This window comes from Blastococcus deserti, assembly GCF_042682525.1.
GTDB classification, from domain to species: Bacteria; Actinomycetota; Actinomycetes; order Mycobacteriales; family Geodermatophilaceae; genus Blastococcus_B; species Blastococcus_B deserti.
The window spans coordinates 475,292-499,977 of sequence record NZ_JBHUHP010000009.1 but is presented as its reverse complement, the minus strand read 5'-3'; the positions used below and the strand labels follow the sequence as shown (position 1 = coordinate 499,977).

The 24,686-nt window shown below is 73.9% G+C and carries 23 protein-coding genes; 9 read left to right on the top strand and 14 right to left on the bottom strand.

Going from position 1 to position 24,686, the window contains the following annotated elements; genetic code table 11:
• Positions 1 to 140: 140 nt before the first annotated feature.
• The 7 genes from ACFSHS_RS10395 to ACFSHS_RS10365 form a co-directional block, all read right to left on the bottom strand.
• Positions 141 to 788, bottom strand: coding sequence for a response regulator (locus ACFSHS_RS10395; RefSeq protein WP_376874929.1), 648 nt, complete (start codon positions 786 to 788; stop codon positions 141 to 143).
• Positions 785 to 2,035 carry a sensor histidine kinase gene (locus ACFSHS_RS10390; protein ID WP_376874926.1) on the bottom strand — a complete coding sequence of 417 codons (1,251 nt, stop codon included), beginning with the start codon at positions 2,033 to 2,035 and terminating at the stop codon, positions 785 to 787. Before ACFSHS_RS10390 ends, ACFSHS_RS10395 begins: the two co-directional genes overlap by 4 nt.
• The gene (locus tag ACFSHS_RS10385) at positions 2,032 to 2,868 is read right to left on the bottom strand and encodes an ABC transporter permease (protein WP_376874923.1); all 837 of its coding nucleotides are present in this window, start codon (positions 2,866 to 2,868) and stop codon (positions 2,032 to 2,034) included. The genes ACFSHS_RS10390 and ACFSHS_RS10385 overlap by 4 nt, the downstream gene beginning before the upstream one ends.
• Positions 2,865 to 3,770 carry an ABC transporter ATP-binding protein gene (locus tag ACFSHS_RS10380; protein WP_376874920.1) on the bottom strand — a complete coding sequence of 302 codons (906 nt, stop codon included), beginning with the start codon at positions 3,768 to 3,770 and terminating at the stop codon, positions 2,865 to 2,867. Before ACFSHS_RS10380 ends, ACFSHS_RS10385 begins: the two co-directional genes overlap by 4 nt.
• 104 nt (positions 3,771 to 3,874) lie before the next feature.
• Entirely contained in the window at positions 3,875 to 6,145 is a 2,271-nt protein-coding gene (locus ACFSHS_RS10375) for an ATP-binding cassette domain-containing protein (RefSeq protein WP_376874917.1), read from the bottom strand.
• Between the two features lie 68 nt (positions 6,146 to 6,213).
• Positions 6,214 to 7,041 (bottom strand): ABC transporter permease, encoded by an 828-nt coding sequence (locus ACFSHS_RS10370; RefSeq protein WP_376874914.1) that lies wholly within the window; start codon positions 7,039 to 7,041, stop codon positions 6,214 to 6,216.
• Complete coding sequence (locus ACFSHS_RS10365) at positions 7,038 to 7,985, bottom strand: ATP-binding cassette domain-containing protein (RefSeq protein WP_376875186.1); 948 nt, start codon at positions 7,983 to 7,985, stop codon at positions 7,038 to 7,040. Before ACFSHS_RS10365 ends, ACFSHS_RS10370 begins: the two co-directional genes overlap by 4 nt.
• Before the next feature lie 121 nt (positions 7,986 to 8,106).
• Here ACFSHS_RS10365 and ACFSHS_RS10360 point away from each other — a divergent pair, with 121 nt between their 5' ends.
• The 4 genes from ACFSHS_RS10360 (at position 8,107) to ACFSHS_RS10345 (ending at position 12,179) form a co-directional block, all read left to right on the top strand.
• Positions 8,107 to 8,880 carry a TetR/AcrR family transcriptional regulator gene (locus ACFSHS_RS10360; RefSeq protein WP_376874911.1) on the top strand — a complete coding sequence of 258 codons (774 nt, stop codon included), beginning with the start codon at positions 8,107 to 8,109 and terminating at the stop codon, positions 8,878 to 8,880.
• Between the two features lie 81 nt (positions 8,881 to 8,961).
• The gene (locus ACFSHS_RS10355) at positions 8,962 to 10,470 is read left to right on the top strand and encodes an AlkA N-terminal domain-containing protein (protein WP_376874908.1); all 1,509 of its coding nucleotides are present in this window, start codon (positions 8,962 to 8,964) and stop codon (positions 10,468 to 10,470) included.
• Complete coding sequence (locus ACFSHS_RS10350; RefSeq protein WP_376874905.1) at positions 10,470 to 11,009, top strand: methylated-DNA--[protein]-cysteine S-methyltransferase; 540 nt, start codon at positions 10,470 to 10,472, stop codon at positions 11,007 to 11,009. Before ACFSHS_RS10355 ends, ACFSHS_RS10350 begins: the two co-directional genes overlap by 1 nt.
• A gap of 99 nt (positions 11,010 to 11,108) precedes the next feature.
• Positions 11,109 to 12,179 carry a DNA recombination protein RmuC gene (locus tag ACFSHS_RS10345; protein ID WP_376874902.1) on the top strand — a complete coding sequence of 357 codons (1,071 nt, stop codon included), beginning with the start codon at positions 11,109 to 11,111 and terminating at the stop codon, positions 12,177 to 12,179.
• Here the strand turns inward: ACFSHS_RS10345 and ACFSHS_RS10340 are convergent.
• From ACFSHS_RS10340 to ACFSHS_RS10330, 3 genes are all read right to left on the bottom strand, one after another.
• Positions 12,176 to 12,646 carry a nuclear transport factor 2 family protein gene (locus ACFSHS_RS10340; protein ID WP_376874899.1) on the bottom strand — a complete coding sequence of 157 codons (471 nt, stop codon included), beginning with the start codon at positions 12,644 to 12,646 and terminating at the stop codon, positions 12,176 to 12,178. The two genes, ACFSHS_RS10345 and ACFSHS_RS10340, sit on opposite strands and share 4 nt — an antisense overlap.
• A 77-nt stretch (positions 12,647 to 12,723) precedes the next feature.
• Positions 12,724 to 14,256, bottom strand: a complete 1,533-nt coding sequence (locus ACFSHS_RS10335) for an HD domain-containing phosphohydrolase (RefSeq protein WP_376874896.1) — start codon at positions 14,254 to 14,256, stop codon at positions 12,724 to 12,726.
• Between the two features lie 58 nt (positions 14,257 to 14,314).
• Complete coding sequence (locus ACFSHS_RS10330) at positions 14,315 to 15,280, bottom strand: 4-hydroxy-3-methylbut-2-enyl diphosphate reductase (protein WP_376874893.1); 966 nt, start codon at positions 15,278 to 15,280, stop codon at positions 14,315 to 14,317.
• A gap of 128 nt (positions 15,281 to 15,408) precedes the next feature.
• Between ACFSHS_RS10330 and ACFSHS_RS10325 the strand changes: the two genes are divergently transcribed.
• The 3 genes from ACFSHS_RS10325 (at position 15,409) to ACFSHS_RS10315 (ending at position 18,731) form a co-directional block, all read left to right on the top strand.
• Positions 15,409 to 16,848, top strand: coding sequence for a hypothetical protein (locus ACFSHS_RS10325; protein WP_376874891.1), 1,440 nt, complete (start codon positions 15,409 to 15,411; stop codon positions 16,846 to 16,848).
• A gap of 95 nt (positions 16,849 to 16,943) precedes the next feature.
• Complete coding sequence (gene xseA, locus ACFSHS_RS10320; protein WP_376874888.1) at positions 16,944 to 18,179, top strand: exodeoxyribonuclease VII large subunit; 1,236 nt, start codon at positions 16,944 to 16,946, stop codon at positions 18,177 to 18,179.
• Between the two features lie 312 nt (positions 18,180 to 18,491).
• Entirely contained in the window at positions 18,492 to 18,731 is a 240-nt protein-coding gene (locus tag ACFSHS_RS10315; RefSeq protein ID WP_376874885.1) for an exodeoxyribonuclease VII small subunit, read from the top strand.
• Here ACFSHS_RS10315 and ACFSHS_RS10310 read toward each other — a convergent pair.
• Entirely contained in the window at positions 18,719 to 19,333 is a 615-nt protein-coding gene (locus tag ACFSHS_RS10310) for a DUF4245 domain-containing protein (protein ID WP_376874882.1), read from the bottom strand. The genes ACFSHS_RS10315 and ACFSHS_RS10310 overlap by 13 nt on opposite strands.
• A 129-nt stretch (positions 19,334 to 19,462) precedes the next feature.
• On the opposite strand from ACFSHS_RS10310, the gene glpX reads away from it, so the two are divergent.
• Positions 19,463 to 20,518, top strand: a complete 1,056-nt coding sequence (glpX, locus tag ACFSHS_RS10305) for a class II fructose-bisphosphatase (RefSeq protein ID WP_376874879.1) — start codon at positions 19,463 to 19,465, stop codon at positions 20,516 to 20,518.
• A 13-nt stretch (positions 20,519 to 20,531) separates the two neighbouring features.
• Here glpX and ACFSHS_RS10300 read toward each other — a convergent pair whose 3' ends face one another.
• The 3 genes from ACFSHS_RS10300 to ACFSHS_RS10290 form a co-directional block, all read right to left on the bottom strand.
• A complete protein-coding gene (locus ACFSHS_RS10300; protein WP_376874875.1) occupies positions 20,532 to 21,284 on the bottom strand; it encodes a DUF1707 domain-containing protein in 753 nt (250 codons plus the stop codon).
• Between the two features lie 84 nt (positions 21,285 to 21,368).
• Positions 21,369 to 22,259, bottom strand: coding sequence for a chromosomal replication initiator protein DnaA (locus ACFSHS_RS10295; RefSeq protein WP_376874873.1), 891 nt, complete (start codon positions 22,257 to 22,259; stop codon positions 21,369 to 21,371).
• 118 nt (positions 22,260 to 22,377) lie between these two features.
• Positions 22,378 to 23,058 carry a hypothetical protein gene (locus tag ACFSHS_RS10290; RefSeq protein ID WP_376874870.1) on the bottom strand — a complete coding sequence of 227 codons (681 nt, stop codon included), beginning with the start codon at positions 23,056 to 23,058 and terminating at the stop codon, positions 22,378 to 22,380.
• A gap of 154 nt (positions 23,059 to 23,212) precedes the next feature.
• Here ACFSHS_RS10290 and ACFSHS_RS10285 point away from each other — a divergent pair, with 154 nt between their 5' ends.
• Positions 23,213 to 24,631 (top strand): class II fumarate hydratase, encoded by a 1,419-nt coding sequence (locus ACFSHS_RS10285; RefSeq protein WP_376874867.1) that lies wholly within the window; start codon positions 23,213 to 23,215, stop codon positions 24,629 to 24,631.
• The last annotated feature ends 55 nt before the right edge of the window (positions 24,632 to 24,686 follow it).

The following is a 24,686-nucleotide window of genomic DNA, read 5'->3' as shown; positions in this document are numbered from 1 at the left end:
CCCAGCCAGTCAGTTCGAACGCATGTTCGATGATACCGCCTGCGCGAGGGTGGCACCACGCGAATACGCAGGTCAGGTCGCTGTCCACAGACTCCGTCGAGGCGTTGCCAAGAGTTCGACGATCGACGGCTCCGGGCAGCTCACGGGGCGTGCGACGCAGTCCCCGGCCCCGGCAGCAGGCCGCGCTCGACGGCCACCATGACCGCCCGCGTCCGGTCGTCCACCCCGAGCTTGGCGAACAGCCGCAGCAGATGCGTCTTCACCGTCGCCTCACCGATGAACAGCTCGCGCCCGATCTCCGCGTTCGTCAGGCCCCGCGCCACGCCGGCCAGGACCTCCAGCTCGCGGGGCGTCGGCGCCTCCACCGCCGGCGCCCGCATGCGCGACACGAGCCGCGCGGCGACCGGTGGCGCCAGCACCGTCTCTCCCCGTGCGGCCGCTCGCACCGCCTCCGCCAGCTGGGGCAGAGGGGCGTCCTTCAGCAGGTATCCGGTGGCCCCGGCCTCCACGGCGCGGACGATGTCGGTGTCGGTGTCGTAGGTCGTCAGCACGAGGACGCGGACGGCAGGATGCGCGGCACCCATCCGCTCCGTCGCGGTGACGCCGTCCATCCCCGGCATCCGCAGGTCCATCAGGACGACGTCCGGCTGCAGCGACGCGACCGCGGCCAGCGCCTCCGACCCGTCCGACGCCTCCCCCACGACCGTCAGGTCGTCCTGCGCGTCCAGCCACCCGACCAGCCCGCCGCGCACCACCGGGTGGTCGTCCACCACCAGGACGCGGATCACGACGCCGGCACCCGCACCGTCACCCGCGTCCCCTCACCCGGCGCGGAGGCCACGTCGACCTCGCCGCCCACGGAGGAGACCCGGTCGCGCAGCCCGTCCAGTCCCGAGCCGTGCGCCCGCGCCGGGTCGAACCCCACCCCGTCGTCCTCCACGTGCACGGAGACCTGCCGCGCGCCCTCGTCCCCCACCACCGACACCCGGATCACGACCGCGTGCGCGGCCGCGTGCCGGCGCACGTTGGTCAGGGCCTCCTGGGCGCCACGCAGCAGGACGACCTCCTCGTCGCGGCGGAGCACCAGCCCGCCGTCCAGCGCCGAGGTGTCCACCCGCACCGACAAGCCGGTCTCCCGGCCGAAGCGTTCGGCCAGTCGCGCGAGCGCGTCGACCAGGGTCGACCCGTCCAGGGCCACCGGCCGGAACGCGGCGACCATGGCCCGCGCCTCGGCGAGGTTCTCCCGCGCGACCTCCTCGATCAGCGCGAGTCGCTCGCGCACCGCGTCGTCGTCCCGGCCGACCTGAGCGGTCGCCGTCTGCGCCAGGACGACGATGCTCGTGTAGCCCTGCGCGAGGGTGTCGTGCACCTCCTGGGCCAGCCGCTCCCGCTCGGCCAGCACGCCGCGCTCGTGCTCGGCCACGGCCAGGTCCGCCCGGGTCAGCTCCAGCTCCTGGATCAGCTCGCCCCGCCGCACGCTCTGCCACAGCACGTGGCTGATCCACAGCCCCAGGCCGGCGCTGAAGACGATGTTCACCCCGGTGGAGACCAGCGCGTCCATCGCGGCTTCGCCCGACGTCGCCCGCGTCACCGGGCCCAGCGCCGATGCGACGGCCAACAGCACCGTCCAGATCACCCCCGCGGGCGACCCCTGCACCACGAACCAGATCTGCGGATAAGCCAGGAAGAGCAGGAAGAACACGCCGGGGGCGACGAACCCGAGGACGCCCGACGTCAGCACCAGCACCGACAGGTACGCGACCGCGCGCACCGGACGTCCGGCCGCGATCGCCGGCGCACCGGCCAGCAGGTACGCCACCGCGAGGACGCCCAGCACGACCAGCGCGGCGGCCCGCGGCGGCCCGTCCTCGCCGACCACCACCGTGCCGACGGCCAGGACCCACATCCCGGCCGCCAGGACGTGCAACCCGGCCAGCGTGGCCCGCCAGCCGCGCTCGCTGAGAGGCTCGGGACCGCCGCCCTCCTCCGGGACGTTCGGGAGGAGGACGGCGGCCAGCCGGGGCCCGACGGTCATCCGGCGTCCCGCCGCCAGCGGAACGTCCTTGCGCACACCACGGCACCGATGATCACCCATGCCACGAGCACCAGGGCAGTTCTCCCGTGCTCCCAGGTGCCGGTGGGCTCCAGGGCGGCAACCGCATCGGGCAGGAACACCGACCGCATGCCCTGCACCATCCACTTCAGCGGGAAGAGCGCCGCAACCTGCTCCATCGGCCCGGGCAGGTCGGAGTCCGGGAAGAACACCCCCGAGATGAACTGCAGGACGACGGCGAACGCCGGGATCCCGGCCGCAGCGGCGCGGGCGCTCCCCACGAATCCCCCGACGGCGATGCCGAGGAACGTGCCCGCGACGATGCCGAGCGCCACGACCCAGGCGAACGTCAGCCACCGCGCGGGCTCCGTCGGCAGCGGGACGTCGTAGGCGATCGCGGCCACGCCGAGCAGCAGAGCCAGCTGGAGTGCGGTCGTGACCAGCACCTGCCCCGCCTTGCCGACGCCGTAGGCCAACGCCGGGGTGCCGAGTGTCTGCAGCCGCGCCAGGTCGCCACGGTCGCGTTCCTCGGAGATCGCGGTGCCCACCGCCTGGAAGCTCGTGAGCATGATCCCGGCCGCCACGATGCCGGCGAGGAAGTACTGCCGGAGGCCGATGCCCGGGAACACCTCGTCGTCGCCGAAGACGGATCCGAAGATGAGCAGCATGATCACCGGATAGGCGAAGGAGAAGGCGATCTGCCCGGGGTCGCGGGCGTACAGCCGGAGCTCGAGGCCGATGCGGGCCCACCCGATCGTGGCCGCCGAGGGCGGCGCGGGCCGGTCGGTGGTCAGCGGTGCTGTGGTGGCGGTCATCGAATCTCCCCTTCGGGGGTGGCGACCAGGCGGAGGTAGACGTCTTCCAGGCCGGGGCGGGTGACGGACAGATCGGGGAGCTCGCCGAGCGGGTCGACGGCGAGCAGGTCCCGCAGCAGCGCGGCCGGCGTGGTGGTGACCAGCTCGCGGACGGCGCCGTCCTCCGTCCAGCGGACGGTCACCTCGTCGCGCAGTGCGCCGCCGAGCTGCGCGGGGGGCGCCACCTCGACCAGCCGCCCGCCGGAGATCACGCCCACGCGGTCGGCGAGGTGCGCGGCTTCGTCGAGGTAGTGGGTGGTCAGGACGATCGTCGTCCCGCCGTCGCGCAGACCCTCGATCAGCGACCAGAACTGGCGTCGGGCGGCCGGGTCGAGCCCGGTCGTCGGCTCGTCGAGGAACAGCAGCTCCGGCCGGCCCTGGACGCCGAGCGCGACCTCCAGCCGGCGACGCTGACCGCCGGAGAGCTTGTCCACCCGGGTGCCCGCCGTGCTGTCGAGGCCGACGGCGCGGAGCAGCTGGTCGCCGTCCTGCGGAGTGGCGTGGTAGCGCGCGAAGTGGTCGACGGTCTCCCGGACGGTGAGGGCGTTGCCGTCACCGGTGGTCTGCCCCACCACGCCCACCCGGTCGCGCCAGGCCCGCCCGGCGGACGCGGGATCCTGCCCGAGTACTCGCACCTCTCCGGCGTCCCGCCGCCGGACGCCCTCGAGGATCTCCACCGTCGTCGTCTTGCCCGCACCGTTGGGTCCGAGCAGGGCGAAGATCTCGCCGCGGCCCACGTCGAGGTCGAGACCGTCCACCACGGCGCGTCCGCCGTACCGCTTGACCAGACCGAGCACTTGCACGGCCGCTCCGTCCGAGGGCGCGGGGAGATCGAGCTCCGGCGCCGGCTGGATCGTCGTCATGACAAGAGCGTCACCGCGCGACCCCTGCCGGCGGGACCGCCGAACCGCTGGTCCGCCGTCCACCGGTCGGTGGACGGCGGACCTCCACCGGGCGGTCGGACGGGCTACGGCTGCGCCGTCCCCACGCGGGCGCGGAGGTGCCGAGCGGTCAGGGTGTCGGCACGCAGCAGGTCGGCCGGTGTCCCTTCGAAAACGATCCGGCCGCCGTCGTGACCGGCGCCGGGCCCGAGGTCGATCACCCAGTCGGCCCGTGCGATGACGTCGAGGTCGTGCTCGATGACGACCACGGTCCGGCCGCCGTCCACCAGCCGGTGCAGGAGGCCGACGAGCCGGTCGACGTCGTCCATGTGCAGACCGGTGGTGGGCTCGTCGAGCACGTAGACCGCGCTGTCGCCGGTCATCTGGACCGCCAGCTTCAACCGCTGGCGTTCCCCACCGGACAGCGTCGAGAGCGGCTGGCCCAGGGTGATGTAGGGCAGACCCACGTCGGCCAGCGCGCCGAGCATCCGCTGCAACGGCTTCTCGGAGAGGAACTCGCGGGCCTCGTCGACGGTCAGCGCGAGGACCTCGCTGATGTTCTTCCCGCGCAGCCGGTAACCGAGCACCTCCTCGGTGAAGCGCCTGCCCTCGCAGGCCTCGCAGACGCTGACCGCCGTGTCGAGGAACGCGAGGTCGGTGTAGGCGAGCCCGAGGCCTTTGCACTCCGGGCAGGCACCCTCGGAGTTCGCGCTGAAGAGAGCCGGCTTGACCCCGTTCACCTTGGCGAACGACGTGCGGATGGTGTGGAGCATCCCGGTCCACGTGGCGGTGTTCGACCGGCTCGAGCCGCGGGTCAGCCGCTGATCGACGACGACGACGTCGGAATGCTGCTTCGGCAGGACGCCCAGGAACAGCGAGCTCTTGCCCGACCCCGCCACCCCGCTGACGACGGTCAGCACCCCGGTCGGGACGTCGACGGTCACGTCCTGGAGGTTGTGCAGCCGAGCGTGCTCGATGCGCATCGCCCCGGTCGCCGCCCGCGGTGCCGGGTTGGTCTCGTGCACCCGGTCGAGGTGGCGGCCGGTCAGCGTGCCGGAGCGGCGCAGCCCGTCGACCGCGCCGGCGTAGACGACCTCTCCCCCGTGCGTGCCGGCGCCCGGCCCCATGTCGATGACGTGGTCGGCGATGGCGACGACCCCCGGCTCGTGCTCGACGACCAGCACCGTGTTGCCCTTGTCCCGCAGCCGCAGCAACAACTCGTCGAGCCGCTGCACGTCGTGCGCGTGCAGGCCCACCGTCGGCTCGTCGAACACGTAGGTGATGTCGGTGAGGCTCGAGCCGAGGTGGCGCACCATGCGCACCCGCTGCGACTCGCCACCGGAGAGGGTGGACGAGGCGCGGTCGAGCGAGAGGTAGCCGAGGCCGATGTGCACGAGGTCCCCGAGCAGCGCCGCCAGGGCATCGAGCACCCGCTGGAGCGACCGCACCTCGAGCCCTCGGACGAACCGCAGGAGCTCGTCGACCTGCATCGCCGCGCAGTCGGCGATCGAGACCCCGTCGATGCGGCATTCGCGTGCGGGCGGGTTCAGCCGGCTGCCACCGCAGGCGGGACACGGCCCCGAGACCGTGGTGCGCTCCACCGCGCGCCGGATGTGGGGCCGCAGTTCGGCCAGGTCCTTCGCGAAGAACGACTTCGACATCCGGACGAGCAGGCCCTGGTAGGTCAGGTTCATCTTCCCGTACCTGAGCTTGACCTCCTCGCCGTACAGCAGCTGCCGCCACTCCTCCTCGGTGTAGTCGCGCAGCTTCTTGCTCCGGTCGAAGAAGCCGGAGTCGGCGATGACCGTCCACGGCCAGGACTCCTTGCCGTGCCCCGGGAAGCGGATGGGGTCCTCGTCGAGGCTCTTGTCCTTGTCGAGAAGCGCGTCGACGTCCCACTCCGACTTCCGGCCCAGCCCCTCGCACTCCGGGCACATGCCGGCGGGGTCGTTGAACGAGAGCGCGGTCGCCGGCCACACCCGCGGTTTCCCGGCGCGCGAGTAGAGAATGCGCAGCAACGAGGAGGCGTCGGTCGCCGTCCCGACCGTCGACCGGGCGTTCGCTCCCATGCGCGTCTGGTCGACCACGATCGCGGCCGACAGGTTCTCCACGGAGTCGACGTCGGGCCGCCCGTAGTGCGGCAGGAAGTTCTGCACGAACGCGGAGTAGGTCTCGTTGATCAGCCGCTGCGACTCGGCCGCGATGGTGTCGAAGACCAGCGACGACTTGCCCGAGCCGGACACCCCGGTGACCACCGTGAGAGCACGTTTCGGGATGTCCAGCGACACGTCACGCAGGTTGTTCTCCCGCGCGCCGCGGACCTCGATCGCGCCGTACAGGGGATACCCGTCGGTCACGTCCACCTCCACCTCTCGCATTCCGCCGTCGCGGTGGACGACGGGTGGGACATCGATGACTGAGCGGTTCACCGCGAGAGCGCCTGGAACCTGCGCACGCTGAGCGCGGCGAAGACGGCCGTGAGCACGGCCGGCCAGGAAACGGCGAGCAGCATCGCGTGCTCGGTCGCCCACCCGCCCCCGGCCCCGACGGGCGAACCGAACAGCTCGCGGACGGCGGTCACCGTCCCCGCGGCCGGGTTCCACTCGGCGATCGTCGACAGCCACCCCGGCATCGAGGACGCGGCGACGAACGCGTTGGACAGGAAGGCGAAGGGCCAGACGAGGATCTGTACGGCCGTCACCGTCGAGGGGTCCCCGGTGAGCAGTCCGAGGTAGATCCCGATCCAGAGGAACGCGAGCCGGAGCAGCAACAGCAGCCCGACGGCGGCCACCGCCGGGCCGAGACCAGCGGGACGCCAGCCGATCGCCAGACCGGCGGCGACCAGCACGGCCAGCCCGACGACCGAGGAGAGCATGTCGGCGAGGCAGCGGCCGGCCACCACCGCCGACGGCGCCATGGGCAGCGACCGGAACCGGTCGGTGATCCCCCGTGCGGTGTCCGTGACGACGGCGGTCATGGTGGCCTCGACCCCGAAGACCATCGCCAGGGCGAGCATCCCGGGGACCAGGAAGTCGCGGTAGTCGCCACCGCCGGGGACGACCATGCCGCCTCCCAACAGGTAGACGAACATCAGCATCAGGAGCACCGGGAAGAGCGCCCCGACGAGCACCGGCGCGGGCTGGCGGCGCCAGTGCGCGACATCCCGTCCGGCCATGGTGACGGCGTCCACGACGGCCCAGCGTGCTCGACCGAGCAGGCCCGGCTCCGTCCAGGAGAGGTCGAGCGCAGTCATGCCGGCACCTCCGTGCGCTCGTCGTCCCGACCGGTGATCCGCAGGTAGGCCTCGTCGAGCGTGGTCGGTCGGAGGACCACGTCGTCCACCGCGATGCCGGCCTCATCCAGTGCGCGCACCACCGCCCCGAGGACGCCCCGTCGCCTGACCACCGGGACCACCACCCGCTCCCCGGTCCCCACCGGATCGGCCACGGCTCGGACCACCGCCGCCCGCTGCGCCACGTCGGCCGCTTCCTGTGCCCGACGGGGGTCTGCGACGACCAGCTCCAGCCGGTCACCGCCGATCGCGGCGGTCAGCTCCCGCGGTGTCCCCCGAGCGGCCACCCGGCCGTCGTCGAGGACGTACACGTCGTCCGCCAGCTGCTCGGCCTCCTCCAAATACTGGGTGGTCAGGAGCACCGTCGTGCCCCCGGCGACGAGCGCACGGACGGCGTCCCAGACGTCGCGTCGGCCGGCCGGGTCGAGGCCGGTCGTCGGCTCGTCGAGGAACAGCACCGCCGGCGCCAGCACGAGCCCGGCGGCGATGTCGAGCCGCCGCCGCATCCCGCCCGAGAAGGTCCGCACCGGCTGCGTCCCCGTTCCGGTGAGCCCCACCTGCTCGAGCAGCTCGTCGGCCCGCACGCCGGCCGACCGGCGATCGAGGTGGTGCAGCCTCGCGAACAGGACGAGGTTCTCCCGCGCCCCGAGGACGTCGTCGACCGCCGGGTGTTGCCCGATCAGTCCGATCCGGCGCCGGACCGACCGTGGCTGCCGGGTGACGTCGAAGCCCGCCACCTCCACCCGGCCGCCGTCCGGCCGGGTCAGCGTCGTCATGACCCGCACCGCCGTGGTCTTCCCGGCCCCGTTCGGCCCGAGCAGGGCGCACACCGACCCCCCGCTCACCTGCAGGTCCACACGGTCGAGCACCACCCGCTCCCCATACCTCTTGATGAGTCCCGCCACCGAGAGCGCACTCGCCACCGACTACCCCCGTACGCTGTACGTCATTGGTCGAGAGGACACCGTACGCCGTACGGAGACCGTGTGCCAGCGACTGAGGGGCGATGCGCGAGAGAGTGAGGACATGGCCACCGCGTTCACGGGCACCGGCGACCCCGCCCGGAGCATGGCGCTGCTCTGGCGCACCCCGGCGAGCGATGCCGTGCGACCGGGTCCGAAGTCCGCCCTCGACGTCGACCGCATCGTGTCGGCCGCGGTGCAGCTGGCCGACGCCGAGGGGCTCGCGGCCGTCTCGATGCGCCGCGTCGCCGCCGATCTCGGTACCGCCGCGATGACGCTCTACAGCCACGTGCCGGGCAAGGGTGAGCTCGTCGACCTCATGCTCGACGCCGTCCTCGCCGAGCTCTATCCCGACGAGGAGGTGGTCACGAGCGGCACCTGGCGCACCCGGCTGAAGACGGTCGCCCAGGCCAACTGGGACTTCTTCCTCCGCCACCCGTGGGCCGCGCATCTCGCCACCGGACGCCCCCCGCTCGGTCCGGGGCTGATGCGCAAGTACGAGCTCGAGTTGCGGGCCGTCGACCACCTGGGTCTGTCCGAACTGCAGATGGACCTGCTCGTCACCCTGGTGAACGGTTTCGTCCGCGGCACCGTGAGCGGGGTGCAGGAGAAGGCCGACGCGGAACGCCTGACCGGCCTCAGCGAGGACCAGTGGTGGGCGGCCACCGAGCCCTACCTCGCCCAGGTCTTCGACGCGGAGCGCTTCCCCACCGCCGCGCGCGTGGGACCGATCGCCGGCGAGGAGCTGGGTGCCTACGACCCGCACCGGTCGTTCGAGTTCGGCCTCGACCGACTGCTCGACGGCATCGGCGTGCTCATCCTCGACGCCTCGCGGTGAGACCCGAGGAGCCCTGACGTCGGGACGGCGATGTCCGGAAACCGCCAGTCATCGGCGTCCACCGCTGGCATGCTCGACGCCGTGACCCCGCCTCTGGACGCCGAGCGCTGCTACCGCGCGGTGGCCGGCCGCGACGCCCGCTTCGACGGCTGGTTCTTCACCGCCGTGCACACGACCGGCATCTACTGCCGCCCCTCGTGCCCCGCCCGCACGCCCCTGCCCCGCAACGTCAGCTTCTTCACGACGGCGGCCGCGGCACAGGGCGCGGGCTTCCGCGCGTGCCGGCGGTGCCGCCCCGACGCCGTGCCGGGGTCCCCGGAGTGGGACGTGCGGGCCGACGTCGTCGCGCGGGCCATGCGCCTGATCGCCGACGGCGAGGTGGAGCGCTCCGGGGTCCCCGGGCTCGCCGCCCGGCTCGGCTACTCCGAGCGGCAGCTGCACCGACTGCTCGTCGGCGAGCTGGGCGTCGGCCCGCTCGCCCTGGCCCGCGCGCAGCGCGCCCAGACGGCCCGGCTGCTCATCGAGACCACCGACCTGCCCATGGCCGACGTGGCCTTCGCGGCCGGGTTCGCCAGCATCCGGCAGTTCAACGACACCGTGCGCGAGGTCTTCGCGACGACGCCGACCGCGCTGCGCCGCACCGCTCCCGGCACCACCGGGGGCGCACCCGGCTGGCTGACCCTCCACCTGGCGGCACGGGCGCCCTACGAGGCCGCGGAGGTCCTCCTCTTCCTCGGCGCGCACGCCGTCCCGGGTTTGGAGGAGTGGGACGGGACGACGTTCTCCCGGGTACTCGACCTGCCGCACGGCCCCGCCGTCGTGCAGCTCTCCCCCGCACCGGATGGAGGAGCCGCCGTCACCGCGCGGCTGCGGCTGCCCGAGCTGCGCGACCTCGGGGCCGCCGTGACCCGCTGCCGCCGGATGCTCGACCTGGATGCCGACCCGGCGGCGGTCGACGACGTCCTCGGTGCCGACCCCGCACTGGCCCCCCTGGTGGCGTCCGCTCCCGGCCGGCGGGTGCCCGCCTCACCCGACGCCGACGAGCTCGCGATCCGGGCCGTCCTCGGCCAGCAGGTCTCGCTCGCCGGCGCCCGCACGCTCACCGCCCGGCTGCTGACGGCCGGCACCCCGCTGCCCGAACCGGTCGGCACCCTCACCCACGCCTTTCCACGCGCCGCCGCCCTGGCCGACGCCGACCTCACCGCCGTCGGTCTCACCGGCGCCCGCCGCCGGACCGTCTCGGCGCTCGCGGCCTCGCTCGCCTCCGGTGTCATCGCCCTCGACCCGGGCGCCGACCGTGCGGAGGCGGGGCGGGCGCTGCTCGCCGTCCCCGGCATCGGTCCGTGGACGGCGGCACTCGTGGGGCTGCGCGGGCTGGCCGACCCGGACGTCTGGCTGCCCGGAGACCTCGCCCTGCGTCGGTCCTTGGCGGCACTCGGCAGCTCCGACCCAGAGGCCGCGACGCGCTGGCGGCCGTGGCGCTCCTACGCCGTCCTGCACCTGTGGGCGCTGGCCGTGCCGTCCCTGTTCACGCGAGCGCCCGCCTCCCTGCCCCACCCGACCACTCCCTCCCTCTCGAGGAGCGCCTGATGACCGCCTCCACCGCACCCGCCCGCCACGCCACCCTCGGCACGCCCCCGGGACCGTTCACCGTCGTCGTCGCGACCGGCTCCGACGGCCAGGACGTCGTCCTCGCCAGCGGCTGGACCGCCGACGTCGGGGAACTGCTGCCCCTCGTGCACCCCACCCTGCGCCCGACCGCCGTCGAACGGGTCGAGGATCTCCCCCTCCTCGACGTCGTCGAGAAGTTCGTCGCTGGCGACGTCGCCGCGATCGACGACGTCCCCGTGCAGCAGCGCTCGGGCCCGTTCCTCACCGAGGCGTGGCAGGTCCTGCGCACCGTGCCCGCCGGACATCCCGACACCTACGCCGCCTTCGCCGCGCGGTGCGGGCGGCCGGCCGCCGTGCGGGCCGCGGCCAACGCGTGCGCCCGCAACGCCGCGGCGTTGTTCGTCCCCTGCCACCGGGTGCTCGGCTCCGACGGGGGCCTGGGCGGCTTCCGCTGGGGCACGCCGGTCAAGCGCTGGCTGCTCGACCACGAGGCAGCGCACGCACCCGTCGCGGCCTGAGCGCGGCCCCTGCCGCCGCGCCCGGCAGGCTGGCGGCGGGACCTGCAGGAGGTCACGCCTCCGCGGAACTGTCGGACCCGTCCGGCAGGGTCGGCTCCCATGGACGCCGCTTCCCTGCTCACCGGTCTCCTCCTCGGCGCGCTCCTCGCCACCGCAGCCACGCTCGGCGTGGTCTCGCTGCTGACCCGCCGGCGCCCCGACGACGCCGGGCTCGAGCCCGTGCACGAGTCGCTGGATCACCTGCACCGGCTGCTCGCCGGCATGGAGCGCGCCCGCGCCACCGCGCACGGGGAGCTGCGCGAGCAGATGGGCACCGTCGGGCAGGCCTCCGCCCAGCTCAAGCACGAGACCGCCGCACTGGTCACGGCACTGCGCACGCCGCACGTCCGCGGCCGCTGGGGCGAGGTCCAGCTGCGCCGGGTCGTGGAGGTCGCCGGCCTGGTCGAGCACTGCGACTTCGTCGAGCAGCCGGCCGGCACCAACGACGCCGGCGCCGGCGTCCGGCCCGACCTGGTGGTCACGCTCGCCGACGGCCGTCAGGTGATCGTCGACGCGAAGGTGCCGTTCACCGGCTACATCGAGGCGGTGCAGGCGACCGAGGAGCCGGTCCGCATCCAGCGGGTGGCGATGCACGCCCGGCAGCTGCGCACGCACGTCGACGCACTGGCCGCGCGCCGCTACCCCACCGCGTTCCGGCCGGCCGCGCCGTTCACGGTCCTGTTCGTCCCGTCGGACGGCTTCCTCACGACGGCACTCGAGGCGGAACCGGGTCTGCTGGAGTACGGCTTCTCCCGCGACGTCGTCCTGGCCACGCCGAGCACGCTGCTGGCCCTGCTGCGCACCGTCGCCTACTCGTGGCGGCAGGAACGGCTGGCCCGCGACGCCGACCAGGTCCTGGAGGTCGGACGCCGCTTGCACGCTCGGCTGAGCACGCTGTCGGGGCACCTCACCCGCCTCGGCTCCGCGCTGGGCACGACGATGACCCGCTTCAACGAGACGGTCGGCTCCTACGAGCGATCCGTGCTCACCGCGGCCCGGCGCTTCGACGACCTCGGGGTCGCCGAGAACCCGGTGCCCGCGCCGGAGCCGCTGGAGGCCACGGTGCGCACGCTGCACCCGGCCGAGCCGGACTACGACGAGGAGGAGACCCGCGACGGGACGAACGGCTAGTTCGAGGGCCGTCGCACGGTGGTGTCCTCGCCGGCCGCCGCGGCGATGTGCTTGGCCGTGTCGCAGTAGTGGCGGAACCGGCTCACCCGGCCGGCCTCGTCGAAGGTCCACAGGTGGAGCTCCTCGTCGTCGAACCGACCGCCGCCCGGCAGGGCGAACGACGCGCGGACCTCCGCGACGACCTGGCGGCCGCTGCCGATGAGGTCCAGGACGGCGAAGTGGAGCACCGTGGCCGAGCCGAGCACGGCGAAGAAACCCTCGACGTCGGACGGGCCCTTCCGCGGGACGAGGTACGGGACCTCGGCGCGCTGCGCGAAGTTGTCCACCCAGTCCTCCCAGGCGACGTCGTCGGCGAGCCGGCCGAGGATCGCCGGGATGTCTCCTCGGCCGAAGGCGGCGTAGATGTCGGCGACGGTCTCGGCGTTGCCGGCGGCGACGGGGCTGGTGGTGGCAGGACTGCTGGTCATCTCGATCCTCCGAGGACGGCGCTGTGGGACGGACGGATCGTCGGCCGCACCGGTCCGCGCGACATCGGTCGTTCGACCTAACCGGGCAGCAGTCCGTGCTCCATAGCGAAGACCGCGGCGCCGGCGCGGGTCCGGCGGCCGGTCTTGTCGAAGACGTGCGCCAGGTGGTGACCGACGGTCCGGTCCGACACCCCGAGCCGGTCGGCGATCGCCCGGTTGGACATGCCCCGGGCCGCCAGCCGGAGCACCTCGACCTCACGATCGGTCAGGTCGCACGGCCAGGCGCGGCGCGGGCGGGGCAGGCCGGCGCCCGCGAGCACCGCGGCGCAGGCGTCGGGGTCCAGTCGCCCGGCCGCGGCCTCCTCGACGAGGGTCGCCCGAGCCACGTCCGCGCCCAGCGCGGACCGGTGCGGCCGCTCCTCGGTCAGCGCCGCGAACACGTCGGCGGCCGCCAGCAGCCGGGCGTCGAAGGACAGCTCCGCTCCGCTCGTCCCGCGGTGGTAGCCGCTGCCGTCGCAGCGCTCGTGGTGTCCCGCCGCCGACTCCGCCAGCGCCGCCAGACCCGTGCAGCGCCGCAGCACCCGGTCGGTCCAGTAGGTGTGCAGCCGCACCCGCTCCCGATCGGCGGCCCCCAGTGGTCCCGGCCGGTCCCAGACCGCGCTCGACACCGCGACGCGACCGAGGTCGTGCAGCAGGGCGGCCGAGCGGACCGCCTCCCGGCGCGCGTCCGGCAGGCCGGCAGCCACCGCAGCCGCCGCCGCGACCGCCGCCACGTGCGTGGAGTGGCCGAGCAGGTACCGGCCCTTCAGGTCGACGACCGCGGCCAGGGCGGCACAGAGGTCGTCGACCCGCGCCGCACCCGCCGCTGCGGCGGGTGCCGGCTCCGCGGCGAGCACCGCGGCGAGCAGGTCCGGCACGTCGATGACGGGGAGCAACGTGTCGGCCGACCGCAGGAACGCCGCGGCGAGATCGGGGTCCAGATGCCCACCCGCACGCCGGGCCACCTCGCGCACTGCCGCGGCAGCTCCTCCCTCCGCGGCGGCGAGCACGGCCTGCTCAGCCACGTGGACGATGCGGGCGAGCAGCGACACCTGCTCACCGTGTCGGGCGCCGGGCAGGCCCCGTCCGTCCCAGCGCTCGTAGACGTCGTCGAGGGCGTCCACCGCAGCCGGCGACAGGCCGAGTCTCCGGCCGAGCGCCCGGCTGACCTCGCAGCCGGCCCGGCTCGCCCGCTGCCCCTCGACGGGTGCGACCGCCAGGAACGTCCGGGCGAGCTCTGCCTGCCGCTGCGGCACCCAGCGTCCGAACCCCCCGAGCTGATCGGCGAGGACGTCGGGGTCACCCGGGTCGAGCCGGCTGAACGCGGCCTCGAACGCCGTGTCGTCCTCGAAGAGCGCGGCGTTCTCCGACGCGTTGGCCGTGCACCCGATCGACCGGAGCAGCGCGACGTGGAACACCGCCGCGCGACCGTCGTCGTCGAGCTCGAGTTCCGCGGCGAATGCCGTCGCGAGCGCGCAGGTGCGCAACCCCTTCTCGAAGGGCACGCCGGTGGCCAGGTCGGTGGTCAGGGAGAGTGCGGCGAAGACCTCCGCCACCCGGGCCCGCGGCATGCCGGGCAGGGTAGAACCGGAAGGCCGCAGCGGGCACCGGTCCGGCGCCCGTCCGGGCTCAGTCGGTTCGCGCGGCCCGCTCGGCGCGGCGCAGCTCGTGCGGCAGCGCGAAGACCAGCCGCTCCTCGGCGGCCTTCACCGTCTCGACGTCGGGGTAGCCACGGGCGGCGAGCCAGTCGAGGACCTCGCTCACGAGGATCTCCGGGACCGAGGCACCACTGGTCACTCCGACGGTGCCCACGCCCTCGAGCCAGGCCGGGTCGACCTCCGAGGCGAAGTCGACCAGGTGGGCATCACCGGCACCGGCCTCCAGGGCCACCTCGACGAGGCGCACCGAGTTGGAGGAGTTGGTGGAGCCGACGACCAGCACCAGGTCGCACTCGGCCGCCATCTGCTTCACGGCCTGCTGGCGGTTCTGGGTGGCGTAGCAGATGTCGTCGCTGGGCGGGGACTGCAGGCCGGGGAACCGGTTCTTCAGCTGGTCCACCGTCGCGAGCGTCTCGTCGACCGACAGCGTGGTCTGGGAGAGCCACACGACCTTCTCGGGGTCGCGCACCTGCACGTTCGCGACGTCCTCGGGACCGTCGACGAGCTGGATGTGGGCGGGCGCCTCACCGGCGGTGCCCTCGACCTCCTCGTGGCCGCGGTGGCCGATCAGCAGGATGTCGAAGTCGTCGCGGGCGAAGCGCTTGGCCTCCTGGTGCACCTTCGTGACCAGCGGGCAGGTGGCGTCGATGGTCCGCAGCTGCCGCGCGGCGGCCTCCTCGTGCACCACCGGAGAGACCCCGTGCGCACTGAAGACGACGACCGAGCCCTCGGGCACCTCGTCGGTCTCGTCCACGAAGACGGCCCCGCGCCGCTCGAGGGTGGCGACCACGTGCTTGTTGTGGACGATCTGCTTGCGGACGTAGACGGGCGCGCCGTGGATCTCCAGCGCCCGTTCGACGGCCACGACCGCCCGATCCACGCCGGCGCAGTAGCCCCGGGGATCGGCCAGCAGGACACGTCCGCGCTGTTCACCCATGCACTCATGGTAGGTGCGCCGACGCGGACCGCCGTGGTTCCGGAGGGTGGGACAGACCACGACCACCTCCCCGGGTGGATCTGCCCACATCGCGTGTCGCGCCGGAGGTTGTGGGGCACGCTGTGCGCATGGCTCGAGAGATCCCGCAGGTTGTCCGCGCCGCCGCCGGCCTGGCGGCCACGGTCCTGGACGAGGCGCGCAAGCTCCCCGAGACGCTCCCGGGGCTCCCCGTGCGCCTGATCGGCCTGGCGATGCAGCAGGCGATGAAGGTGCAGCAGCAGTACGCCGGCCTGGTGGCCCGGGGGGACGAGCTGTTCACGGGTCTGCGTGGGGACAAGGAGCCGGGGCTGGCGACCTTCGACGACGACGAGCCGACTGCCGCGCCGTCCAACGGCTTCCGCGACTCGGCCTTCGACCGGGCGGGAGACCCCGCGGTCGACTCCCTGCCGGCCGACCCGGCGGCCGACGCCGTGACGGCCGTCGTCGACGAGCTCGCCGACCAGGTGGAGACCGGCCGGCAGTCGATCGAGGAGCTGGCCGAGGAGGCCCCGGCCATCGAGGAGATCCTCGACGAGATCGCCATCGACGAGCTCGTCGACCAGGCGCCCACGCTCGAGGAGACCGCACCCGCCCTCTCCCTCGTGAACGACGCCCCGGCCACCGAGGACGCCGACGCTCTGGAGCGGGCGCTGCTCGAGTCCGACGACTCCCCCGCCGCCACCGACGCCCCCGTGGAGGCCGAGCCCACCGCGGACGTCGCCACCACCGTCGACGTCCTGACCCCCGAGGGCGAGATCGCCACCGTCGACGCCACCGTGACCGACGAGGGCGTCGCCGCACCCGAGGCCCCCGGCACCGCGGACGCCGACGACGACACGGTGGCCACCACCGATGCCGCCGCTGATTCCACCGCCGGGACGACCGGCGCCCGGCCGCGCAAGGCGGCCAAGGCGGCCAAGGCCACGAAGGCGACCAAGGCCACCAAGGCGGGCGGGACCCGGGCCCGCAAGGCGACGAAGGCCGCCGCCGGCGACACCGACACCACCGCGGTCGACACCGCCACCACCGACACCACCGCGACCGACACGACGGACACGACCGACACCGCCGCCGCCGGCACCGACACCGGCACCGCCGCGACCGACACGAACGCGGGGCCGGCCACGGCCACCGACGGGAGCGGCTCAGACGTCGCGGCGGCCACCGGCGTCCGGACGGACGTCGGCGACAGCGACACCTCCGACGAGGACACCGCTATCGCCGAGGGTGCTGCGGTCGGCGCGGTCGGCGAGACCTCCGCGGCTCCGACGGACGAGCCGGAGGGCGGCAGCGAGCTGTCCGGCTCCCAGGCCGCCGGGACCGCGCCGATCGACGGCTACGACAGCTTCACGATCGCCCAGCTCCGCGGCCGGCTGCGGGGCTACGCCCTCAGCACGGTGGCAGACCTGCTCGCCTACGAGGAGGCGACACGGGCCCGGGAGCCCTACCTGCGCATGCTCCGCAACCGGTTGGAGAAGCTCGAGGAGCAGGCGGTCGAGGCCAGTCCGCTGGCACCGCGGGGCGCATGAGCAGGGACCCCGGGCAGGATCCCCTCCTCCCCACCCGTCGCGGGTCCCGGACGGGGCCGTCCGGGGGTGTCGGGGCAGTCTGACACGCTCGCGGCGTGACGTCCCCGTCCTCACCTGAGGCGCCCTGGCCGGTCCGCACGGTCGCGCGCAAGATCGCCGACTGGATCGGGCGGCTCGGGGAGGTCTGGGTCGAGGGCCAGGTGGCGCAGCTGTCGCGGCGCGGGGGCGCGGCGACGGTGTTCCTCACCCTGCGCGACCCGGCCGCCGACCTGTCGGTGCCGGTCACCTGCCACCGCGACGTCGCCGAGCGCCCCGGCCTGGAACTGACCGAAGGCGCCCGCGTCATCGTCCGGGCCCGGCCCGACTACTACGTCGCCCGAGGTTCGTTCTCCCTGCGCGCGACCGAGATCCGCGCCGTCGGCCTCGGTGAGCTGCTGGCCCGTATCGAGCGGGTCCGCCGGCTGCTGGCCGCCGAGGGGCTGTTCGACGCGGCCCGCAAGCGGCCGCTCCCCTTCGCCCCGGCCGTCGTCGGGGTCATCACCGGCCGGGACAGTGCCGCCGAGCGCGACGTCCTGGTCACCGCCCGGCGGCGCTGGCCGGCCGTTCGCTTCGCGATGTACAACTGCGCCGTCCAGGGACCGCAGGCTGCGGCGAACGTCATGGAGGGACTCCGCCGGCTGGACGCCGACCCGACCGTCGAGGTCATCGTGATCGCGCGGGGCGGTGGATCGGTCGAGGACCTCCTGCCGTTCTCCGACGAGGGACTGGTGCGGGCGATCGCGGCGGCCCGCACCCCGGTCGTCACCGCCGTCGGGCACGAGACCGACACGACGCTGGTCGACCACGTCGCGGACGTCCGCGCCGCCACGCCCACTGACGCCGCCCACCGGGTGGTCCCCGAGATCGGCGAGCAGCGCCGCCTCGTCGACGGATTGCGTTCCCGCGCCCGCCAGGTCCTCGCCGGCCGCCTCGAGCAGCAGGAGCGGTGGCTGGAATCGGTGCGCAGCCGCCCGGTGCTGGCCTCGCCCGACCGCCTGCTGCACGGCCGGGAGGACGACGTGCTCGCGCTGCGGACCCGCGCCCGCCGCACCGTCGTGCACCGCGTCGAGGCGGCCGAGCGCGACCTCGAGCACGCACGCGCCCGCGTGGCTGCCCTGTCCCCCGCCGCGACGCTGGACCGCGGCTACGCCGTCGTCCAGAGGGCCGACGGCTCGCTGGTCCGGGACCCGGCAGAGGTCACCGTCGGCGAGCGGCTGCGGGTCCGCGTCGCCGGGGGCCGTCTGACCGTGCGGGTCGACGGCGGCACCGACGGGGAGGATGAGCGGTCGTGAACGGAGCAGACGCGCGAGGAACGAGCGAGGAGCGAGGAGCGCAGCGCTCCGCGGAAGCGAACCGAGGACCCCGTGAGCGGACAGGTGCGCGAGCATCGCAGCGAGGAACGAGCGAGGAGCGCAGCGCTCCGCGGAAGCGAACCGAGGACATCGTGAGCGGACAGGTGCGCGAGCATCGCAGCGAGGAACGAGCGAGGAGCGCAGCCCTCCGCGGAAGCGAACCGAGGACATCGTGAGCGGACAGGTGCGCGAGCATCGCAGCGAGGAACGAGCGAGGAGCGCAGCGCTCCGCGGAAGCGAACCGAGGACATCGTGAGCAGTGCCGAGAACATCGTGAGCAGTGCCGGGAACGCGGAGCCGACGACCACCTACGAGCAGGCCCGTGAGGAACTCGCCGACGTCGTCCGTCGGCTGGAGGCCGGTGGCCTGACGCTGGAGGAGTCGCTGGCCCTCTGGGAGCGCGGCGAGGAGCTCGCGAAGCTCTGCCAGCACTGGCTCGACCGGGCCCGCGAGCGGCTGGCCGCCGCGGCGCCCGCCGATCAGCCGGAGTAGGGCCGCAGCGACGCGGCGACGGTGCGCAGTTCCTCGTCCGGAGCCGAGCCGGTGACCAGCACCGTCACCCCGTCGGACTCGCGGAAGAGCGCCGTCTCCCCGTCCACGGTGGTCGACCGGGTCCAGCGCTCACCGTCGACGTCCACGCTCCCCTGCTCCTCCGCGCCGTCGAGGACGGCGGTGAGCGGGTCGGCACGGCGGTCGTCGCTCACCACGAACCCGGCGAACTCCTCCGACGGCGTGAGGTACCCGATCTCGAGGGTGACCGGGTCCCCCTCCCCCGCGCCGCCGGCGTCGGTGCGCGCGCTGGTCGTCAGGTACTCCTCGCCGAGCCCGGTCGGCACCAGCACCTGGTAGGCGGCGCGCTCGGCCGCGAGCCGCACGGTCGACGACGGGTCCACCGTGCGGACGCCGACGTCGCCGCTCTGCCGGAAGGTCTGCCACCCGACGAGCAGCAGGCAGATCACCACGAGGGGCAGCAGCGAGCGGACCATGTTGGCGAAGGTGAGCCGGCCGGCCCGCTCGACCGCCGAGGACACCGGCGCCGAGGGCTCCGCGGCGGGGGTGGATGCGTGCTCGCTCGTCGGGCCGACTCCGGTCATGCCCCTAGGATCGCAGGGAAGTTCCCGCACTTCCGCCGCCCCGCCGCCCCGCCGCCCATGGCCCCGTCCCGGGGCCCGCCCTGAGCTTGCGAAGGGTGGGTCGGACGGGGTCCTTCCACAGGAGGTCCCGTGTCGCTGCCCGTTCCCGAAGGACCCGTCCCGGCGAGCCGCGGCTTCCGCACCGACCGGCCCGCGCCCGACCGCAACCTGGCCCTCGAGCTGGTCCGGGTGACCGAGGCGGGAGCCATGGCCGCCGGCCGGTGGGTGGGCCGCGGCGACAAGAACGGCGGCGACGGCGCCGCCGTCGATGCCATGCGGGCGCTGATCGGCACGGTCAGCATGAAGGGCGTCGTGGTCATCGGAGAGGGCGAGAAGGACGAGGCCCCGATGCTCTACAACGGCGAGCAGGTCGGCGACGGGCACGGCCCGGAGTGCGACGTCGCCGTCGACCCCGTCGACGGCACGACCCTCATGGCCAAGGGCATGCCCAACGCCATCGCGGTCATGGCCGTGGCGGAGCGCGGTGCGATGTACGACCCGTCCGCGGTCTTCTACATGGAGAAGCTCGCGACCGGCCCGGCCGCCGCGGACGTCGTCGACATCACCGCTCCGGTCGCCGAGAACATCCGCCGCGTGGCCAAGGCCAAGAAGAGCTCCCCGGGCGACGTCACGGTCTGCATCCTCGACCGGCCGCGGCACGACCAGCTCGTGAAGGAGGTCCGCGAGGCCGGCGCCCGCATCAAGTTCATCACCGACGGCGACGTCGCCGGCGCGATCGCCGCCGCCCGCGAGGGCACCGGAGTCGACCTGCTGCTCGGCATCGGTGGCACGCCGGAGGGCATCATCGCCGCCTGCGCGCTGAAGTGCATGGGCGGCGCCCTGCAGGGCAAGCTCTGGCCCAAGGACGACGAGGAACGGCAGAAGGCGCTCGATGCCGGTCACGACCTCGATCGGGTGCTGCACATCGACGACCTGGTCCGCGGCGACGTCTTCTTCGTGGCCACCGGCATCACCGACGGCGAGCTTCTCCGCGGCGTCCGCTACAGCGCCGGCGGCTGCACCACCCAGTCGCTGGTCATGCGCTCACGTTCGGGCACCATCCGGTCGATCGAGAGCCTCCACTCGCTGGAGAAGCTGCGGGCCTACTCGGCGGTGCCTTTCGACCGGCACGACGAGCACGGCTGACCGGCTGCCGGCCTCACCTCGGCGGTGGGGGCACGGGCGGCGGGGGCACGGGCGGCGGGGGCACGGGTGGCGGAGGCACGAGCGGCGGGTGCACGAGCGGCGGGTGCACGAGCGGCGGCGGACCGATGACCGGCGGTGGCAACGGCCGCCGCTGGGCCAGACGCTCGAGCAGCGCTCCCCAGCGACTGGGCGAGTCGCCCGGCGCGAGGCTGCGCAGCCGGAGGTCGCCGAACACCGCCCTGGCGTGGACCACCACCAGCGGCGTGCCGGCGATCCGCGGCACGGGCGCGAGCTCCACCTTGCGGTTGCCGAGCACCGTGCGGCCGCGCAGCTCGGCGTCCACGCCCTCGGCGACGATCACGTCGATGTCGCCGAAGACGGTGCTGATCTGGAGGTCGATCCGGTCCGCGCCGGTCCGCAGCCCACGCAGGTCGATGCGGACGTCACCGAACACCGTGCCCACCCGCTGCGGAGGCGAGGTCGCGACGGTCAGCGTGATGTCGCCGAAGACGCTCGACACCTCCTCCTGCGGCCGCTGCCCGACGATCTCCACCGGTCGAGCCGTGTGCACCGGCAGGTCGGCCACCAGCAGGTCCAGCTCGGCCCGGGTCACGGCCGCGTAGGCCGCGCCGGCACGCTGGCCGAACTCGTCCAGATCGATCCGGCCCTCACCGAGGGCTGTCTGCAGGCGGGCGACGACTGCCTCCCGGTCTGCGTCCGAGGCCCGGAGGACGGGGGAACCCGCCGCGGCGGCGTCGTCGGTCACGGCTCCGGACCGTAGCGGACCGGAAGGCCTCGTCGGAGCACCTGCGGGACGGGTAGGCACCGGCACCCTGCCACCCCGCGCCGGTCACCCGCCGGGGAAGGCCACCGTGCAGAGGACGTTGGTGTCGAGGGCCTGACGGCCGGCGCACGTGTCGCCGTAGGCCTCGTAGAGCGAGCCGAACTCCGACTCCAGGTACAGGTCGTCGCAGGCGGTCATGTCGCCGTCGTAGCACTGCTGCGCGTACTGGTCCAGGAGCGGATCGTCGCCGAGACCCTCCGGCGGCACCGTGGGCGGGGGGATGTTGCCGGAGTCGGTCGTGGGACTGGCACTGGCGCTGGAGGACGACCGTGGGCTCGGCGAACCGCTGGTCGTGCGGTCGGACGTGCTCCGGCTGGCGTCGGCGCTCGTGCTGGTGCCGGAGGCCGCCGTGCCGCCGTCGTCCCTCCCGAGCACCAGCAGCAGGGCGACCCCGATGGCCGCCACCACCACGACACCGGCGACGACGAGGGCGATCACGGTGTTCCGGTTGCGGGAGGGCGGACGGCCGCCCGGCGGGGACCACTGCTGCCCCGGCGGTCCGTACTGCCCGTAGGGAGGCTGCTGCCCGTAGGCCGGCTGCTGCCCGTAGGGAGGCTGCTGCCCGTAGGCCGGCTGCTGCCCGTAGGGAGGCTGCTGCCCGTAGGGAGGCGGCTGCCCGTACTCCCCACGCTGCCCGTAGTCGGCATGCCGTCCGTACTGGCCCGGCGGTCCGTACTGGCCCGGCTGCCCGTAGGGAGGCGAGGCCGGCTGCCCCGGACCGCCGTAGGGTTCCTGGCCCGACGGCGGCTGGCCGAACTGCCGGGTCTGGTCGCGCTGACCTTCCCCACCCGGGGAGCCCAACCGCTGGGTGGGCTCGTCGGCGGCCTGCGGCGGCTCCCACCCCTCGCGGTCCCCCGGCTCCTGTCCGCCCTGCGGCGGGTACGGCGGCTGCGACATGGGCACTCCTCGGCCTGGGGACAGCGCTGGCGCGGATGCTAGGGCGCCCGGCCCCCGACCTCCACAGCCCAGGACGCGGCAGGATGCGGGTGACCGGGTCCCGTCCCGCAGCCGCGAATCACTCGAGTTCGGTGCAGCTCCCGACCGTGTACTCCTTGACCCGGCCACCGCAGGTGTTGGCGTAGGTCTCGTACTCCGACATCGGCGGTGACTCGTAGTAGAGGTCGTCGCAGGCCTGCAATGCCCCGTCGAAGCACTGCTGCGCGTACTGGTCGAGGGCGGGATCCGACCCGAGATCCTCCGGTGGTGTCGGCGGGAACTGCTCCGCGGGGTCCACCGGTTCGCCCGGCAGCGCGAGGTCCTCCGGCACGGCGCCCATCAGCTGGTCCATGGCGGCCTGCATCGCCTCTTCCGAGCCGTCGGCGATCCCCCGTTCGACCGCCGGGCCCACCTGATCCGCCATCTGCCGGCCGATGTCCTCCGCGCCGGCGAGGAAGGCCGCCGTGACCAGCAGTGCGGCGCCGACCGCACCTGCCAGGAGGCCGACCCCGGCGACCAGGGCCAGCCCGAGCGGTCCCCTGCTCCTCGCCGGGCCGGCGGGTGCCGCGGTCGGCGCGCCGGGAGCCCTCCACCCACTGGTCGGCGGCGGCTCCCAGGCGGGTGCCCAGGCAGGTGCCTGGGGCGGGGACCAGGTGCCAGCGGGCGCCTCGCTGCCGGGCGCGGGGTGCGGCCAGGAGCCCGTCGGGCGCTGGGGCTCGCTCGAGGGACCGCCGTCCCCGCGGGCGTTCGGTGCCGACACGTGCATCTCCTCGGGATCGGTGTCCGGCCGCTGGTCCGCCGCCGCACACCGCTCATCGGCCGACCGCGGCGAGGGCGGGACCGGCCGGGCCGCCGGGGGTGTCTAGGGTCCCTCCCGGAGCACTGTCACCATCCATCACACACGGGAGCGCAGCGTGGCCCCACAGCAGGACGGCACCGGACAGGACGCCGGCGGGTACCGCATCGAGCACGACTCCATGGGGGAGGTCCGCGTTCCCGCCTGGGCCAAGTGGCGGGCCCAGACCCAGCGCGCCGTCGAGAACTTCCCCATCTCCGGCACCCCCATCGAGCGCGAGCTCATCGGCGCGCTGGCCGCCATCAAGGGCGCGGCCGCCACCGTCAACGCCGATCTGGGCGTGCTGGACGGCGACGTGGCCCGCGCCATCACCGAGGCAGCTGCGACCGTCGCGCGCGGCGACTGGGACCAGCACTTCCCGATCGACGTCTTCCAGACCGGGTCCGGGACGTCGAGCAACATGAACACCAACGAGGTCATCGCCACGCTCGCGACCGAGTCGCTGGGCCGGCCGGTGCACCCCAACGACCACGTCAACGCCTCGCAGTCGTCCAACGACGTCTTCCCCTCGGCCATCCACATCGCGGCCACCCGGGCGATCGTCGTGACCCTCATCCCGGCGCTGCAGCACCTCGAGGCCTCCCTCGAGCGCAAGGCCGAGGAGTTCGCCGAGGTGGTCAAGAGCGGGCGCACCCACCTGATGGACGCCACCCCGGTCACCCTCGGGCAGGAGTTCGGCGGTTACGCGGCGGCGGTCCGGTACGGCGTCGAGCGGCTCCAGGCCTCGCTCCCCCGTGTCGGGGAACTGCCCCTGGGCGGCACCGCCGTCGGCACCGGCATCAACACGCCTCCCGGTTTCGCCGCGGCGATCATCGAGAAGCTGGCCGCCGAGATGGACCTGCCGCTGTCGGAGGCGCGCGACCACTTCGAGGCGCAGAGTTCCCGCGACGCGCTGGTGGAGGCCTCCGGCCAGCTCAAGACCATCGCTGTCGGCCTGGTGAAGATCGCCAACGACCTGCGGTGGATGGGCTCGGGCCCCCGGACCGGGCTGGCGGAGATCTTCCTGCCCGACCTGCAGCCGGGCAGCTCGATCATGCCGGGCAAGGTGAACCCGGTGATCCCGGAGGCGACCATCCAGGTCGCCGCGCAGGTGATCGGCAACGACGCGGCGGTCACCTTCGCGGGGACGACGGGCAACTTTGAGCTCAACGTGACGCTGCCGCTCATGGCCCGCAACGTGCTGGAGTCGATCAGGCTGCTGGCCAACGTCAGCCGGATCCTGGCCGACCGGACCGTCGACGGCATCACCGCCAACGTCGAGCGCTGCCGCGAGTACGCCGAGTCCTCCCCGTCGATCGTCACGCCGCTGAACAAGTACATCGGCTACGAGGAGGCGGCGATCGTGGCCAAGCAGTCGCTCAAGGAGCAGAAGACGATCCGCCAGGTGGTCCTGGAGCGGGGGTACGTCGAGCAGGGCAAGCTCACCGAGCAGCAACTCGACGAGGCCCTCGACGTCCTGTCGATGACCCACCCCTGACGTCCGGCCGGGGTGCGGGATCGGCAGATCTCGCACCCCGTCCGGCGCGGCGTCG

Coding starts and splice junctions, on each gene's coding strand:
- ACFSHS_RS10390 (WP_376874926.1), bottom strand. CDS start 2,035: ATGACCGTCGGGCCCCGGCTGGCCGCCGTCCTCCTCCCGAACGTCCCG.
- ACFSHS_RS10385 (WP_376874923.1), bottom strand. CDS start 2,868: ATGACCGCCACCACAGCACCGCTGACCACCGACCGGCCCGCGCCGCCC.
- ACFSHS_RS10380 (WP_376874920.1), bottom strand. CDS start 3,770: ATGACGACGATCCAGCCGGCGCCGGAGCTCGATCTCCCCGCGCCCTCG.
- ACFSHS_RS10370 (WP_376874914.1), bottom strand. CDS start 7,041: ATGACTGCGCTCGACCTCTCCTGGACGGAGCCGGGCCTGCTCGGTCGA.
- ACFSHS_RS10360 (WP_376874911.1), top strand. CDS start 8,107: ATGGCCACCGCGTTCACGGGCACCGGCGACCCCGCCCGGAGCATGGCG.
- ACFSHS_RS10350 (WP_376874905.1), top strand. CDS start 10,470: ATGACCGCCTCCACCGCACCCGCCCGCCACGCCACCCTCGGCACGCCC.
- ACFSHS_RS10345 (WP_376874902.1), top strand. CDS start 11,109: ATGGACGCCGCTTCCCTGCTCACCGGTCTCCTCCTCGGCGCGCTCCTC.
- ACFSHS_RS10340 (WP_376874899.1), bottom strand. CDS start 12,646: ATGACCAGCAGTCCTGCCACCACCAGCCCCGTCGCCGCCGGCAACGCC.
- ACFSHS_RS10335 (WP_376874896.1), bottom strand. CDS start 14,256: ATGCCGCGGGCCCGGGTGGCGGAGGTCTTCGCCGCACTCTCCCTGACC.
- ACFSHS_RS10330 (WP_376874893.1), bottom strand. CDS start 15,280: ATGGGTGAACAGCGCGGACGTGTCCTGCTGGCCGATCCCCGGGGCTAC.
- ACFSHS_RS10325 (WP_376874891.1), top strand. CDS start 15,409: ATGGCTCGAGAGATCCCGCAGGTTGTCCGCGCCGCCGCCGGCCTGGCG.
- ACFSHS_RS10310 (WP_376874882.1), bottom strand. CDS start 19,333: ATGACCGGAGTCGGCCCGACGAGCGAGCACGCATCCACCCCCGCCGCG.
- ACFSHS_RS10295 (WP_376874873.1), bottom strand. CDS start 22,259: ATGTCGCAGCCGCCGTACCCGCCGCAGGGCGGACAGGAGCCGGGGGAC.